The sequence below is a fragment of the Streptomyces sp. NPDC030183 genome (assembly GCF_055573455.1).
Genome location: NZ_JBVIBK010000004.1, coordinates 62,560 through 77,838, shown reverse-complemented (window position 1 = coordinate 77,838; position 15,279 = coordinate 62,560). Strand labels below are relative to the sequence as shown.

General features: G+C 71.4%; 11 protein-coding genes and 1 riboswitch. Of the genes, 4 read left to right on the top strand and 7 right to left on the bottom strand.

From position 1 onward, the window contains the following. Nucleotides 1-37: 37 nt before the first annotated feature. The gene (locus ACZ4Z2_RS06510; RefSeq protein WP_468073007.1) at nt 38-3,004 is read right to left on the bottom strand and encodes a bifunctional acetate--CoA ligase family protein/GNAT family N-acetyltransferase; all 2,967 of its coding nucleotides are present in this window, start codon (nt 3,002-3,004) and stop codon (nt 38-40) included. Nucleotides 3,005-3,187: 183 nt separating this feature from the next. Here ACZ4Z2_RS06510 and ACZ4Z2_RS06505 point away from each other — a divergent pair, with 183 nt between their 5' ends. Continuing rightward, on the top strand, nt 3,188-3,469 hold the full coding sequence (locus ACZ4Z2_RS06505) for an HPr family phosphocarrier protein (RefSeq protein ID WP_234513693.1): 282 nt from the start codon (nt 3,188-3,190) through the stop codon (nt 3,467-3,469). A 190-nt stretch (nt 3,470-3,659) separates the two neighbouring features. Here the strand turns inward: ACZ4Z2_RS06505 and ACZ4Z2_RS06500 are convergent, their stop codons facing one another. From ACZ4Z2_RS06500 to ACZ4Z2_RS06485, 4 genes are all read right to left on the bottom strand, one after another. Next, nucleotides 3,660-4,364: a GntR family transcriptional regulator gene (locus tag ACZ4Z2_RS06500; protein WP_468073005.1), complete on the bottom strand. Its 705-nt coding sequence runs from the start codon at nt 4,362-4,364 to the stop codon at nt 3,660-3,662. A 188-nt stretch (nt 4,365-4,552) separates the two neighbouring features. Then, complete coding sequence (locus ACZ4Z2_RS06495) at nt 4,553-5,338, bottom strand: M23 family metallopeptidase (RefSeq protein ID WP_468073003.1); 786 nt, start codon at nt 5,336-5,338, stop codon at nt 4,553-4,555. 12 nt (nt 5,339-5,350) lie between these two features. Further along, nucleotides 5,351-5,525: riboswitch (cyclic di-AMP (ydaO/yuaA leader) on the bottom strand. Nucleotides 5,526-5,736: 211 nt separating this feature from the next. After that, nucleotides 5,737-7,125 carry a M16 family metallopeptidase gene (locus tag ACZ4Z2_RS06490; protein ID WP_468073001.1) on the bottom strand — a complete coding sequence of 463 codons (1,389 nt, stop codon included), beginning with the start codon at nt 7,123-7,125 and terminating at the stop codon, nt 5,737-5,739. Beyond that, nucleotides 7,122-8,507 (bottom strand): M16 family metallopeptidase, encoded by a 1,386-nt coding sequence (locus ACZ4Z2_RS06485; protein WP_468073356.1) that lies wholly within the window; start codon nt 8,505-8,507, stop codon nt 7,122-7,124. Before ACZ4Z2_RS06485 ends, ACZ4Z2_RS06490 begins: the two co-directional genes overlap by 4 nt. Nucleotides 8,508-8,848: 341 nt before the next feature. Between ACZ4Z2_RS06485 and ACZ4Z2_RS06480 the strand changes: the two genes are divergently transcribed. Then, complete coding sequence (locus ACZ4Z2_RS06480) at nt 8,849-11,305, top strand: DNA gyrase/topoisomerase IV subunit A (RefSeq protein WP_468072999.1); 2,457 nt, start codon at nt 8,849-8,851, stop codon at nt 11,303-11,305. Nucleotides 11,306-11,398: 93 nt separating this feature from the next. Here ACZ4Z2_RS06480 and ACZ4Z2_RS06475 read toward each other — a convergent pair whose 3' ends face one another. Then, nucleotides 11,399-12,589, bottom strand: coding sequence for a CobW family GTP-binding protein (locus ACZ4Z2_RS06475; RefSeq protein ID WP_468072997.1), 1,191 nt, complete (start codon nt 12,587-12,589; stop codon nt 11,399-11,401). 373 nt (nt 12,590-12,962) lie between these two features. On the opposite strand from ACZ4Z2_RS06475, the gene ACZ4Z2_RS06470 reads away from it, so the two are divergent. Together ACZ4Z2_RS06470 and ACZ4Z2_RS06465 are read left to right on the top strand one after the other, a co-directional pair. Further along, the gene (locus ACZ4Z2_RS06470; protein ID WP_468072995.1) at nt 12,963-13,478 is read left to right on the top strand and encodes a DUF6082 family protein; all 516 of its coding nucleotides are present in this window, start codon (nt 12,963-12,965) and stop codon (nt 13,476-13,478) included. A 252-nt stretch (nt 13,479-13,730) separates the two neighbouring features. Then, nucleotides 13,731-13,967, top strand: coding sequence for a hypothetical protein (locus ACZ4Z2_RS06465; RefSeq protein WP_468072993.1), 237 nt, complete (start codon nt 13,731-13,733; stop codon nt 13,965-13,967). A gap of 72 nt (nt 13,968-14,039) precedes the next feature. Here the strand turns inward: ACZ4Z2_RS06465 and ACZ4Z2_RS06460 are convergent, their stop codons facing one another. Next, complete coding sequence (locus ACZ4Z2_RS06460) at nt 14,040-15,206, bottom strand: citrate synthase/methylcitrate synthase (protein WP_468072991.1); 1,167 nt, start codon at nt 15,204-15,206, stop codon at nt 14,040-14,042. Nucleotides 15,207-15,279 lie beyond the last annotated feature (73 nt).

Sequence of the window (15,279 nt, the reverse complement as noted above, 5' to 3'; positions counted from 1 at the left end):
CTGCCGGTAGCGTCAGAACGGCCGCCGGTCGTCGCCGTCAGTAGACCGGGAGCGTTCTCGGGCCGAGGTCGTCGCGGGCGGGTGGGCGGGCGAGCCGTACGGTGGCGCCCAGGACGCTGAGCCCGTGCGGGGCCACGACGACCGGCTCCAGGGAGACGGCCACGACCTCGGGGTGGTCGTCCACCAGCCGGGAAACCCGCAGCAGCAGTTCTTCGAGGGCGTCGGTGTCGACCGGTGCCGAGCCCCGCCAGCCGAAGAGGAGGGGTGCCGTCCTGATCGACCGGACCAGTGAGGCCGCGTCCCGCTCGGTGGCCGGGATCAGCCGGTGCGCCATGTCCCCGAGGAGCTGCGACGCGGGCCCGGCGAGACCGAAGGAGAGCACTGCTCCGGCCGCCGGGTCGACGACCGTCCGTACGATCGTGTCGACGCCGCGCGGAGCCATGGCCTGGACGACCGGGCGCAGTTCCTCCGGCCCGCCGAACAGCTCCGTCAACTCCGCGTACGCCCGCCGCAGTTGTTCCTCGTCCGCAAGATCGAGCCGTACGCCGCCCAGGTCGGCCCGGTGCCGGAGGTGCGGGGCGGTCGTCTTGAGCGCGACGGGGTAGCCGATCGCCCCGGCCGCCGCCACCGCCTCGTCGGGGGTGGGCGCGGGCCGCGCCTCCCGGACCCGGATGCCGTACGCCGCGAGCAGGGCTCCGGTCTCCCGCGCGCCGAGGGTGTGCCCCTCACCTCGCGCGAGCAGTTCGTCGATCTGCCGCGCGGCGCCCTTCTCGTCGATGTCCTCGTATTCGGGCACCTTGCCGGGCTCCGCCGCCTCGCGCCGCCACTGCGCGTACTTCACGGCTTCGGCGAGAGCCCGGACGGCCCGCTCGGCGGCGGGGTAGGCCGGGATGAGCCGGGAGCCGGCGGCAGGGGCGGGCTCGGCGCCGGCCGAATCGCGCGGGGCGGGCGCGGTGGCGGCGGGCGTGGTTCCGGCGGGCGCGGTGGCGGGAGGGCGGGCGCCGGTGGAGAGGGGTGCCGCCTGCGCGCCCGTCGCCCCGGTGGACGAGTCCGCGGGTCGCCTCGCTTCCCCCTGGTCAGGGGCGGCCGAGGGCTCGGGGGCACCGCTCGCGGCGGCGGGCGCCCTGTCGCCGGCCTGGGGTGCGGTGCTCGCCGCGGCCGACAGGGCCTCGGCGAGGCCGCCCAGCTCGACGTGCACGACGAGCACCGGCTTCGAGGGGTTCGCCTCGGCCGCGGAGCGCAACGCCTCGGCGAGGGCCGCGTCGTCGGGGGACGTCTCCCCCAGTGCCGGTATGGCCGTCACGACGACCGCGTCGCACGCGTCGTCCGCCAGGGCGCCGGACAGCCCCCGGTGGAAGTCGTCCGCCGAGGCGGCGGTCGTCAGATCGATCGGCGGCAGCGGACGGAGCCCCTCCGCGAGGCAGGCGTCATAGGTGAGCAGCCCCAGCGACTCCGAGTTCCCGAGGATCGCCACCCGGGGCCCCGCCGGGAGCGGCTGCCGGGCCAGCAGCAGCCCGGCGTCCACCAGCTCCGTGATCGTGTCGACGCGGATCACCCCCGCCTGCCGCAGCACCGCGGACACGGTGGCGTGCGGCAGGCGCGTGGCGCGCACCGCGTGGCCCTGGGGTGCCGCCCCGTGGCGCGCTCCCTGGACGACGACGAGCGGTTTGACCGCGGCGGTCCGCCGGGCGAGACGGGTGAACTTGCGGGGGTTGCCGATGGACTCCAGGTACATCAGCACGACGTCCGTGTCGGGGTCCTCGTACCAGTACTGGATGACGTCGTTGCCGGAGACGTCCGCGCGGTTGCCGGACGACACGAACGTGGAGACGCCCGTCACGCCGGTCACCCCTCCCCCGCGGCGGTGCAGCCGGGAGAGCAGCGCGATGCCGATGGCGCCGGACTGGGCGAACAGGCCGATGCGTCCGGAGCGCGGCATCTCGGGGGCGAGCGAGGCGTTGAGCCGTACGTCGGGGGCGGTGTTGATGACGCCGAACGCGTTCGGCCCGATGATGCGCATGCCGTACGCGCGGGCCTGGCGGACGAGTTCACGCTGGCGGTCGTGTCCCTCGGGGCCGCTCTCGGCGTACCCGGCGGAGACCACCACCAGGCCCTGCACACCGTGTTCACCGCACTCGGCGACGACCTCGGGGACCTGAGCGGCGGGGACGGCCACGACGGCGAGGTCGACGGGACCCTCGATGTCACGGACGGAGGGGTACGCCGGGACCCCGTCCAGCTCCTTCTCCCGGAGAGCCTTGTTCACCGCGTAGAGCCGGCCCGCGAAGCCCGCGTCCCGGAGGTTGGCGAGCACACTGCGGCCCACTCCGCCCGGTGTGCGCCCGGCGCCGATGACGGCGACCGAGCCGGGGGCGAGGAGCCGCTGCACCGACCTGGCCTCGGCGCGCTGCTCCCGCGCGCGCTGCACGGCGAGGGAGCGGTCGGTGGGTTCCAGGCCGAACTCCAGGCGTACGACGCCGTCCTCGAAGCTGCGCTTCTGCTGGTACCCCGCGTCGGTGAACACCTTGATCATCTTGGTGTTGGCGGGCAGCACCTCGGCGGCGAAGCGCCGGATGCCGCGTTCGCGGGCGACGGCGGCGATGTGTTCGAGGAGGGCGGAGGCGACGCCGCGGCCCTGGTGGGCGTCCTGGACGAGGAAGGCGACCTCGGCCTCGTCGGCGGGGGCGGAGGCGGGCATCCCGTCGGCGCCGATGCGGTCATAGCGTACGGTGGCGATGAACTCGCCGCCGACGGTGGCGGCGAGACCCACCCGATCCACGAAGTCGTGGTGCGTGAAGCGGTGGACGTCCTTGGCGGACAGGCGAGGGTACGGCGCGAAGAAGCGGTAGTACTTCGACTCGTCGGAGACCTGCTCGTAGAAGCTGACCAGACGCTCGGCGTCATCAACGGTGATGGGCCGGATGCGTGCGGTGCCGCCGTCGCGCAGCACCACGTCGGCCTCCCAGTGGGCGGGGTACTCATGCCGGTCCGACGAGGTCTGCATGGGCCCCAGAGTACGGCTCGCGTCCGACAACGGCGCGGGGCAGTCTGGGGAGACACAACAGCCGGTGCGCGGTCAGGCCGTGGGCCCGCGCCGGTGACGCTTCACGTATGTGGGAAACTGGTCTAGACAACCCGGTCTAGACCTCTTCGAGGTACCCGAGACACACCTGAAGGGCAGCATCACATGGCTGAGCGCCGCGTCAACGTCGGCTGGGCCGAGGGCCTCCACGCCCGCCCCGCTTCCATCTTCGTCCGGGCCGCCACGGCCTCCGGTATCCCCGTGACGATCGCCAAGGCCGGCGGCAACCCCGTCAACGCCGCTTCCATGCTGGCGGTCCTGGGTCTGGGCGCCCAGGGCGGCGAGGAGATCGTCCTCGCCTCCGACGCCGAGGGCGCGGACGCCGCGCTCGACCGTCTGGCGAAGCTCGTCGCCGAGGGGCTCGAAGAGCTTCCTGAGACGGTCTGACCCACGCGACAAGGGCCTGAAAGGCCCCGCGCGGCAGCACTGAAGGGCTCGTCCGGTTCATCGGGCGAGCCCTTCGCATTTCCTTGGGCAGCGGCGTGGATAAATAGGTCTGCGACGTCGGAAATCCGTCCGCGGGCAGCAGAAATAACGCCCCTCGAAATTCACGCCCTCTTTGTATACGGCTCTCGTGTTAATGCCGCAGACTCGGCATGTTTACGGGGTGTTGCGAAGTCCTCACACGGTCCGGTCGCTCCGCCGGGGCGGGCTGGCCGGGAAAGCGCAGCCGGTGCGCCGAGGTCGCGCGCTCGGTGTGCAGCGCGGTGATCGTCCGCGCGCGCTCACCGTCGCCGCGGGCCACGGCGTCCACGATGGCGCCGTGCTCGGCCCAGGACTCCACGGGGTTGGCCGGCGCCTCGACCGCGTACATCCAGGCGATCTTGTGCCGCAGCTGGGCGAGCGTCGAGGTCAGGGCGGGGCTCCCGGACGCCTGGGCCAGCGTCTCGTGGAACCAGCCGCCCAGGGAGCGCAGATCCTCGCTGCTGCCCCGCCTGGCCCGCTCCTGGCCCAGTCTGACCAGGCCGCGCAGGACCTTCAGATGCGCCTCCGTGCGGCGCTGGGCGGCACGGGAGGCCCCGAGGGGCTCCAGCAGCATGCGCATCTCCAGCAGGTCGGCGGCCTCCTGCTCGGTCGGCTCGGCGACGCACGCGCCCGCGTGCCGGCGGGTCACCACGAAGCCCTCGGCCTCCAGCGTGCGCAGCGCCTCGCGCACGGGGACGCGGCTGACGCCGTACCGGCGGGCGAGCAGTTCCTCGGTGAGGCGGCTGCCGCGCTCGTAGACGCCCGCGACGATGTCATCACGAATCGCCGTGCATACCGAGTGCGCCGGAATACGCATGACCGACCTCCGCCTTAATCCCCGTGAAACGTCATTGATTGACGTGTGTTCAGGTGACTCTATTGCAGCGGGCCGGAATTTCCGATGGCGGGCCGGAATCCATGGATATTTTTTGGACAGCGCGTACCACGCAACAAGGAAAGCCCCGGCTCGGTGAGCCGGGGCCTCCTGAAGCGGTGAAGCTTTCGTCAGACGTTGACGCCGTGCGAGCGCAGGTACGCGACGGGGTCGATGTCCGAGCCGTACTCGGCCGACGTGCGGGCCTCGAAGTGCAGGTGCGGGCCGGTGACGTTGCCGGTCGCGCCGGACAGGCCGATCTGCTGGCCGGGGGTGACCGTCTGCCCGACGGAGACGCCGATGGACGACAGGTGGCCGTACTGGGTGTACGTGCCGTCGTTCATCTTGATCACGACGTTGTTGCCGTACGCGCCGCCCCAGCCGGCCTCGACGACGGTGCCGGCGCCCACCGCGTGGACGGGCGTGCCGGAGGCGGCGTGGAAGTCGACGCCGGTGTGGCTGCCGGAGGACCAGACGGCACCGCCGGACTTGTAGCCGGTGGAGATGTAGGAGCCCGCGATGGGAGAGACGTAGGAGTTGAGACGCTCACGCTCGGCCGCGCGGGCGGCGCGCGCCTTGATCTCCTCGCGCTCCTTGGCGGCGGCGCGCTCCTGCTCGGCCTTCGCGGCGGCGGCCTTGCGGGCCTCCTCCTGCGCCTTCTGCTTGACGGCGGCCACCTCGGCGGCCTGCTGCTGGGCGGCGGCCTGCGCGTCGACCTGCTCGGCGACCGTGTCACCGAGGACGATGACCTGGTTCAGCCCCGTCTGCTCGGGCGCGGGCTCCGCGGCGAGCGCCGGGACGGCGACGGTGCCGACGACACCGGTGGTGGTGAGAGCGGCGACGCCCACGGTCCTCGTGGTCGTGCGCTTCACGCGGCCGGGACGGCGGTGCTTCCCGGGAGCGCGGGTGAACGCCATGGAGTGGCTGGTCCTTTCCTTCCCTCTCGCCTACCGGGTTAGCTGACGGGTTCGGAGCAGGAAGGTCTCCTACGGACACCCCTCGTTTCGCGAAGCTCGCGAAGGGCACCCGATTCACCCCAGGGACTGCGGTTGGGTCCCCGGCTCCCCTGGCTCGCGCCATACGGGGACTCGGCGATGACTGTCCGGTGCCGCGGGTGCGGCGAACTGCTGACGAACAGCCGGACCGACGCTAAGCGGGCCGCCTCCGAAATAACAAACGCATCACGGGTTTTGAGGCATACGCCACAGGTCAGACGGGCAACCTCTCCCATCAATGCGAGCAATACGGGCAAACAGGGGCCCCGGTGACACTTCCGTCACCGGGGCCCCTCGGTGCGCACGCGCGCGTGCCGGTCCTACTCGGCGGGTACGACGGTGACTTCACCGATGCCGAGGGCCCTGACCGGCTCCTCGATCTGGGCGGCGTCCCCGACGAGCACGGTCACCAGACGGTCCACCGGGAAGGCGCTCACGACGGCCGCGGTGGCCTCGACCGTGCCGGTGGCGGCGAGCTGGCGGTACAGCGTCGACTGGTAGTCGTCCGGCAGGTGCTGCTCGACCTGGTCGGCCAGCGTGCTCGCCACGGCCGCCGCCGTCTCGAACTTGAGGGGGGCGACCCCGACGAGGTTCTGCACGGCGACGTCCCGCTCGGCGTCCGTCAGACCCTCGGCGGCGAGGGTGCGCAGCACCGTCCACAGGTCGTCGAGCGCCGGCCCGGTGTTCGGCGTGTCCACGGAACCGCTGATGGCGAGCATCGAGACACCGGAGCCGTCGGGCGCGGAGCGCAGCACCTGGCCGAACGCCCGCACGCCGTAGGTGTAGCCCTTCTCCTCGCGCAGCACGCGGTCCAGACGGGAGGTGAGGGTGCCGCCGAGGCAGTAGGTGCCGAGCACCTGGGCCGGCCACACCCGGTCGTGCCGGTCGACGCCCACACGGCCGATGAGCAGCTGCGTCTGGACGGCGCCGGGGCGGTCGACGATGACGACGCGCCCGGTGTCGTCGGCGCTCACCGCCGGCATGGGGCGGGGCTTGGCCGGGGAACCCGTCCAGGCGCCCAGGGTGTCGCCGAGCAGTGCGTCGAGGTCGACGCCGGTGAGGTCGCCGACGATCACGGCGGTCGCCGTGGCGGGGCGGACGTGCCGCTCGTAGAAGGCGCGTACGGCCGCGGAGTCGATGCCCGCGACGGTCTCCTCGGTGCCCTGGCGGGGGCGGGACATGCGGGAGTCCGCCGGGAACAGCTGCTTGGAGAGCTCCTTCGCGGCCCGACGGCCCGGGTTGGCGGTCTCGTGCGGGATCTCGTCGAGCCGGTTGGCCACGAGCCGCTCGACCTCGCTGTCCGCGAACGCGGGGGCTCGCAGGGCGTCGGCGAGCAGGCCGAGCGCCTTGCCCAGCCGCGACACGGGCACTTCGAGGGAGAGGCGGACGCCGGGGTGGTCGGCGTGCGAGTCGAGGGTGGCGCCGCAGCGCTCGAGCTCGGCGGCGAACTCCTCGGCGGAGTGCTTGTCGGTGCCCTCGGAGAAGGCCCTCGTCATGATCGTGGCGACGCCGTCCAGACCGGCGGGCTCGGCGTCCAGGGGGGCGTCGAGGAGGACCTCGACGGCGACGACCTGCTGGCCGGGGCGGTGGCAGCGGAGCACCGTCAGGCCGTTGTCCAGGGTGCCGCGCTCGGGCGCCGGGAACGCCCAGGGCCTGGCCTCGCCGGCCTGGGGCTGCGGGTGGAAGTCCATGGTCGCGGTCTCGGTCACTTCGCCGACTCCTCGTTCTCGTCGGTGGTCGCGTCGGCGTCCGCCGTCGCGGTCTCGTCCTCGGTGTCCTCGTCGGCTTCGTCGCCGGCGACGGGCTCGTAGACGAGCACCGCGCGGTTGTCGGGCCGCAGACGCGCCTTGGCGACCTCCTGGACCTCCTCGGCGGTCACGTCGAGCACCCGGTCGACGGCGGTCAGGGCGAGTTTGGGGTCGCCGAACAGGACCGCGAAGCGGCACAGTTCGTCGGCGCGGCCCGCGACCGTGCCGAGCCGGTCCAGCCACTCGCGCTCCAGCTGGGCCTGGGCGCGCTCCATCTCCTCGGCCGTGGGTCCCTCCGCGGCGAAGCGGGCCAGCTCCTCGTCGACGGCGGCCTCGATGACGGGCACCTCGACGTCGCCGGAGGTCTTCACGTCCATCCAGGCCAGGGAGGGGGCGCCGGCCAGGCGCAGCAGACCGAACCCGGCCGTGACCGCCGTACGGTCGCGGCGTACGAGCCGGTTGTAGAGGCGGGAGGACTCGCCGCCGCCGAGGATGGCGAGGGCCAGGTCGGCCGCGTCGCACGCGCGTGTGCCGTCCTCCGGGAGGCGGTAGGCGGCCATCAACGCGCGCGCGGGCACCTGCTCCTCGATGACCTCGCGCTTCTGCTCCCCGATGACGTCGGGCAGCCCGCCGTCGCGCGGCTGGGGCTTGCCGTCGTAGGACGGGATGGAGCCGAAGTACTTCTCGATCCAGGCGAGGGTCTGCTCCGGGTCGATGTCGCCGACGACGGAGAGGACGGCGTTGTTGGGGGCGTAGTACGTCCGGAAGAACTGGCGGGCGTCCTCCAGGCTGGCCGCCTCCAGGTCCTCCATGGAACCGATGGGGGTGTGCCGGTAGGGGTGGCCCTCCGGGTAGGCGAGCCGGAAGATCCGCTCGAAGGCGGTGCCGTACGGCACGTTGTCGTAGCGCTGCCGGCGCTCGTTCTTGACGACGTCGCGCTGGTTGTCCAGGTTCTTCTGGTCGAGCGCGAACAGCAGGCTGCCCATGCGGTCGGCCTCCAGCCACAGCGCGAGCTCCAGCTGGTGGGCGGGCATCGTCTCGAAGTAGTTGGTGCGCTCCCAGCTGGTGGTGCCGTTGAGCGAGCCGCCGGCGCCCTGGACCAGCTCGAAGTGGCCGTTGCCCGAGACCTGCTTGGAGCCCTGGAACATCAGGTGCTCGAAGAGGTGGGCGAGGCCGGTGCGGCCCTCGACCTCGTGGCGGGAGCCGACGTCGTACCAGAGGCACACCGCGGCGACCGGGGTCAGGTGGTCCTCGGAGAGCACCACGCGCAGGCCGTTGGCCAGGCGGTGCTCCTTCACTGTCAGGCCTTCGGAGCCTGCCTCGGCTGTGGCCGTGTGACCCATGGGCATGTACGTCCCTTCGATGGCGAGCGCGGTCGCTGGAACCGCGGTTGTCCTGCCGGTCCTGCCACTGTATGCAAGCGTGCGGACGCTCGGCGAAGTTCCCGGAGGCCGTACGCCGAGGGCGAGAACGCCTTACGCCGAGAGCGAGAACCCCGGATGCCGGGAGCGGGAGGGCCGGTGGCCGCCGACGGGCAGTGGTTAAGGTCGGCGCACGCGGTTGACGCGGCGGCGCCGGGCACCCGCCCCGGCGGGGAATGCCGGGTCGTGTCCGGGTTGTCAGTGCGGCAGTCCACAATGGTCCGCGTCAGAGTCCGTTCACTTGCAGCAAGGAGCCGGCAGCGATGGCCCGCCGCAGCACGAAGACCCCGCCGCCCGACGACGCGTTCGAGGAGCGGATCCTCGACATCGACGTCGTCGACGAGATGCAGGGCTCCTTCCTGGAGTACGCGTACTCGGTCATCTACTCCCGAGCCCTGCCCGACGCCCGTGACGGTCTGAAGCCGGTGCACCGCCGCATCGTCTACCAGATGAACGAGATGGGTCTGCGTCCCGACCGCGGCTATGTGAAGTGCGCCCGCGTCGTCGGCGAGGTCATGGGCAAGCTGCACCCGCACGGCGACTCGTCGATCTACGACGCCCTGGTCCGCATGGCCCAGCCCTTCTCGATGCGCGTCCCGCTGGTGGACGGCCACGGCAACTTCGGCTCCCTCGGCAACGACGACCCGCCCGCGGCCATGCGGTACACGGAGTGCCGCCAGGCCGCCGCGACGAGCCTGATGACGGAGTCGATCGAGGAGAACACGGTCGACTTCGCCCCGAACTACGACGGCCAGGAGCAGGAGCCGGTGGCGCTGCCCGCCGCCTTCCCGAACCTCCTGGTCAACGGCGCCTCGGGCATCGCCGTCGGTATGGCCACCAATATGCCGCCGCACAACCTGGGCGAGGTCATCGCGGCCGCCCGCCACCTGATCAGATACCCGAACGCGGACCTGGACGCCCTGATGAAGCACGTCCCGGGCCCCGACCTGCCCACGGGCGGGCGGATCGTCGGCCTCTCCGGGATCAGGGACGCGTACGAGACGGGCCGCGGCACCTTCAAGATCCGCGCCACGGTGGCCGTGGACAACGTGACGGCGCGCCGCAAGGGCCTCGTCGTCACGGAGCTGCCCTTCACCGTCGGCCCCGAGAAGGTGATCGCCAAGATCAAGGACCTGGTCGGCTCGAAGAAGCTCCAGGGCATCGCCGACGTCAAGGACCTCACCGACCGCCAGCACGGCCTGCGGCTCGTCATCGAGATCAAGAACGGCTTCGTGCCGGAGGCGGTCCTGGAGCAGCTCTACAAGCTGACGCCGATGGAGGAGTCCTTCGGCATCAACAACGTCGCGCTGGTCGACGGGCAGCCCCTCACCCTGGGCCTCAAGGAGCTCCTGGAGGTCTACCTCGACCACCGCTTCGACGTCGTGCGCCGCCGCTCGGAGTTCCGCCGCGGCAAGAAGCGGGACCGGCTGCACCTGGTCGAGGGTCTGCTCACGGCGCTGCTGGACATCGACGAGGTCATCCGGCTGATCCGCTCCAGCGAGAACTCCGCGCAGGCCAAGGAGCGCCTCATGGGGCACTTCTCCCTGTCGGACGTCCAGACGCAGTACATCCTCGACACCCCGCTGCGGCGTCTCACCAAGTACGACCGCATCGAGCTGGAGACGGAGAAGGACCGGCTCAACACGGAGATCGCGGAGCTGACGCGCATCCTGGAGTCGGACGCCGAGCTGCGCAAGCTGGTCTCGGGGGAACTGGCCGCGGTGGCGAAGAAGTTCGGCACCGAGCGCCGTACGGTGCTGCTGGAGTCCTCGGGCGCCCCGGTGGCCGCGGTCCCGCTCCAGGTCGCCGACGACCCGTGCCGGGTGCTGCTGTCCTCGACGGGGCTGCTCGCCCGTACCGCCGACGCCGAGCCCTTCGCGGCGGACGCCGACGCCAAGCGCACCAAGCACGACGTGATCGTGTCGGCGGTCCCGGCGACGGCCCGGGGCGAGGTCGGCGCGGTGACGTCCACGGGCCGTCTGCTGCGGCTGAACGTGATCGACCTGCCCCAGCTGCCCGACACGGCGGCCGCCCCGAACCTGGCGGGCGGCGCCCCGCTCGCGGAGTTCCTCACCCTCCAGGACGACGAGACCGTGATCTGTCTGACGACGCTCGACGAGTCGTCGCCGGGGCTCGCCATCGGCACCGAGCAGGGTGTCGTCAAGCGTGTGGTGCCCGACTATCCGTCCAACAAGGAGGAGTTGGAGGTCATCACCCTCAAGGAGGGCGACAGGATCGTGGGCGCGGTGGAGCTGCGCACCGGTGAGGAGGACCTGGTCTTCATCACCGACGACGCCCAGCTGCTGCGCTTCCAGGCCTCACAGGTCCGGCCGCAGGGCCGCCCCGCCGGCGGTGTGGCGGGCATCAAGCTCAGCGAGGGCGCGAAGGTCATCTCCTTCACGGCGGTCGACCCGGCCGTGGACGCGGTGGTCTTCACGGTGGCGGGCTCGCGCGGCACGCTGGACGACTCCGTCCAGACCACGGCCAAGCTCACCCCGTTCGACCAGTACCCGCGCAAGGGCCGCGCCACGGGCGGTGTCCGCTGCCAGCGGTATCTGAAGGGTGAGGACTGCCTGTCGTTCGCCTGGGCGGGCCCGACTCCGGCCCGCGCCGCCCAGAAGAACGGCACTCCGGCCGACCTGCCGGAGATGGACCCGCGCCGTGACGGCTCGGGCGTCTCCCTGGGCAAGCCGGTGGCGTCGGTGGCGGGCCCGGTCTGACCGAGGCGGACGGGACGGCCGCGGCTTCCCACCGGCAGACGCCGGGGATGCCGCGGCGGTCCGGTGATCTCAGAGGGGGTCGGTCCGGTGCCCTCAGAGGGTGTCGTAGGAGGGCTCCGGTTCGCCGTCCTCCTGGTCCCGCTCCGACTCCTTCTCCAGCTCCTGCTCGCTCTCCGGCTCCTTCTCCTGCACATAGCGGAGGACGCCCCACATGCTGTGCTCGTCGGCGTGGGGGGCGTCGTCCTTGCACGCCTCCAGCTCCTTGGTGAGCGCGGCGGCGTCGATGTCCGTCCCGATGAGGACGAGCTGGGTGAGCCGAGGCTCGTCGCCGGGCGGCCACGGTTCGGGGTAGAACCGGAGGAACCGTCCGACCGCGTGCACGGCGTAGCGGTTGCGGGTGTCGTGGGGCCCGAAGTCGACGTACCCCTTGATGCGGTAGAGCCCCTCCGACCTGCTGTCGAGGAGGTCCAGCAGCCGACGGGGGTTCATCGGCAGGTCGGAGACGAAGGCGACGCTGTCGTACGCGGTGTGCAGATGCCCGAGGTGGTCGCCGTGGGCGCCGCCGTCCTCGTCGTGCGGGTCGCCGTCCTCGTCGTGCGGGTCGCCGTCCTCGTCGTGCCGGTGGAGGTCGTCGAAGGAGAGCTGCCCGACGCGTTCCTCACTGGGGCGGCAGTCGAAGAGGAACGCGGGGTCGATACGCCCGTAGGTGGCGGCCACGACGGCGGCGCCGCCGCTGAGCGACCGGACGAGGCCCAGTACGGCCTCGCTGTCCTCGGCCCGGTCGACCTTGTTGACGACGACGAGGTCGGCGATGGCAAGGTGCCGGTCGATCTCGGGGTGCCGCTGCCGGGTGTCGGTGAACTCGGCCGCGTCGACGACCTCGATCAGCCCGCCGTACACCACCCGGCGGTTCTCGCTGGCGAGCACCATCCGTACGAGTTCCTGCGGCTCGGCGAGCCCGCTGGCCTCGATGACGATGACGTCGATCCCGGTGGCGGGGTGGGCGAGCCGCTCCAGGTAGACGTCCAGCTCACTGGCGTCGACGGCACAGCACAGACATCCGTTGCCCAGCGAGACGGTGGAGTCGCCGAGCGCCCCGGCGACCGCCATCGCGTCGATCTCGATGGCCCCGAAGTCATTGACGACGGCGCCGATCCGGGTGCCGCCGCTGCGGTGCAGAAGGTGATTGAGGAGGGTGGTCTTGCCGGAGCCCAGAAAGCCGGCGAGCACCACGACCGGGATCTGCTGAGGCCCTTGGGGACCCGGACTCGACGACTGGCTCAACACGCGCCCTCTCTCACACCGTTGCGTGCGCCGGCGCGGGGCCGGCCGCCCTACCGGGACGGCTCGCCGACCGGCGCTCGCCGGAACACCGCAGCTCTCGTACGGATTTGTCCTGCCGCCCCAGCATACGAGTGGTCACACCGCCCATATGAAGGGAACGATTGTCAGCGGCGCCCGTAGGGCACACGGTGGGCATGGCGCTGGTTTCTGACACCCGCACATCCTTCCGTGCGCCTCCTCTCCGCCTCCCGGACGACCAGGGCCGCTCGGCGACACTGGGAGACGGCAAGCGCGCCGCCCACCGCTCGCCGGTCCCCATCCTGTCGACCCGTACCCGACGACCGGCGGATGGACGCCTGAACCGGGGGTTGACATGGCCACACAGAACTTTGGGATACGGAGGCTGGGCTCCGCCGCCCGGGACCGGCTGACCTCGGCCGCACAGGCCCTGACGGAGAAAGGCACCCGGCAGCGCAGACACGCCGCGCTCGCCGAACAGCACCGGCTCCACTTCGACCTGCTGTGCAAGGCCATGGAGGACCCGGCCCTGGCAGCCGTGCTCGACACCTACGAGACCGAGGTCCCTCCGGAGCGGCAGCGTCAGTACCTCTTCGCGAACGCCCTGTACGTCAACGCGCTCTACTACCACCGCATCGGTGCCCTCAGCCTGAGCGAGCTGTACGGGCACCTGCGGGTGATGGCACGCAACACGATCTTCCGGGAGTACTGGGCGGCCACACGTCACCATCGGGACAGCCTGCCCGACACGTCGGAGGAGGCGGCGTTGGGCGACATGATGAACGGTCTCGTCGAGGAGATGGACCGTCTGGCCGAGGACCGGGACGACGGAGACGAGTGGTGGGTCATCGGGCAACCGCCGCACGAGTGATTCACCCTCAAGTCCTGTGAAGCGGAGAGACGTTGGACCACGGGGACCGGTAATCTCTGCGCATCCTGCTCGGGAAGATCCTCCTGCTCAGGTCCTTGCATGTGCGGCGTAGGGCTGCAGATCCCCACCCGAGGCAGCAGCCCGTTCATGAGCATCCTGGGCCCGCTCATGAACCGACCGGACGCACCATGGGTCATCAACTCGCGCGGCGCCCCGGTGGGCCCACTCGCTCGAATGCCTCTAGGACCGGACTTGAAGATCGTGCGTCGAGTTGGCGCCTCGCCCCGGGAGCGCGGCAGCGCCTCGGGCCAGACCTGCCCCGACATCTTCGAACTCAGCGACGGCAGCTTCGCCGTCATCGGCACCGAAGCCACCGCCGACCTCGACGGCGAGTTGCCGCCCGACGCGGCGCGCGCCCCCTACGAACGCATCGTGATCATCTCGCGCGAGACTCTCGTCCGCGCCAAATCCGACATCCCGGATGCGTGAGACGGTCGCGCTCCTGTGAGGGTGCGCACCAGACGAGCCCGGCACTCCCCCGTGGTGCCGGGCCCTCGTTCGTCAGGCCATCAGCGGTACGGCCGCCGGGGGCACCGGGCCCACATAGCGTGCCGCCGGGCGGATGATCTTCGAGTCCCGGGCCTGTTCGAGGATGTTGGCGCTCCAGCCGACGACGCGGGCGGCGGCGAAGGTCGGCGTGAACATCTCGCGGGGCAACCCGCACAGCTCCATGACCACGCCCGCGTAGAACTCCACGTTCGTGTGCAGTTCGCGGCCCGGCTTCAGCTCGGCGAGGATGGCCTCCACCTGCCGTTCGACCTCCACCGCGAAGGCGACGCGCGGTCCGCCGAACTGTTCGGCGATGCCGCGCAGCATGCGGGAGCGGGGGTCCTCCGTGCGGTAGACGGGGTGGCCGAAACCCATGATGCGGTCGCCGGCGAGGACGCGTGAGCGGATCCAGGCGTCGATGCGGTCCGGGCTGCCGATCGCGTCGAGCGTGTCCAGGGCGCGGCTGGGGGCACCGCCGTGGAGGGGGCCGGAGAGCGCGCCCACCGCCCCGACCAGACAGGCCGCGACGTCGGCGCCCGTCGAGGCGATCACTCGTGCCGTGAAGGTTGATGCATTGAATCCATGGTCAATGGTTGAGATCAAGTATTGCTCGATCGCGCGCGCATACGCGGGGTCGGGCTCCGCGCCCGTCAACATGTACAAGTAGTTGGCGGCGTACGGGAGATCGTCGCGCGGCTCGACGGGATCGAGTCCGCGGCCCAGCCGGTAGAGCGCCGTGAGCAGCGTCGGCACGGCCGCCGAGGCCGCGAGGGCGTCCGCGCGGCGCCGGTCCTCGTCGAGGTCGTACACCGGACGGAAGCCCTTCGAGGCGCCGAGCAGAGACAGCGCGCTGCGCAGCCCGGCGAGCGGTCCCGAGTGGACGCTCGCCGCAGCGATCGCGGGCAGGGCGACCCGTACGTCGTCGGGCAGCCTGCGCAGCGGGCGGATCTCCGCGGCGAACGCGGCCCGCCGCGCGGCGTCCGGCAGGTCGCCGTGGATCATCAGGTGCCAGACGTCCTCGAAGTCGCGGGTCTGCGCGAGTTCGACAGCCGAGTACTGGCGGTAGTGGTAGAAGCCCTCCTGCCCTCTGACGTCACCCAATGAGGTGTCGGTGACGACGGCGCCCGCGAGTCCTCGCGGAACGTCGACGGAGGTGGTCGCGGCCCTGTTGATCGGCATGTCTCCTCCTTGAACTTGATTCGACTGTCCATGCTTGACTAGATCCCTGTCAATGTTGATTGAATCAATGTCC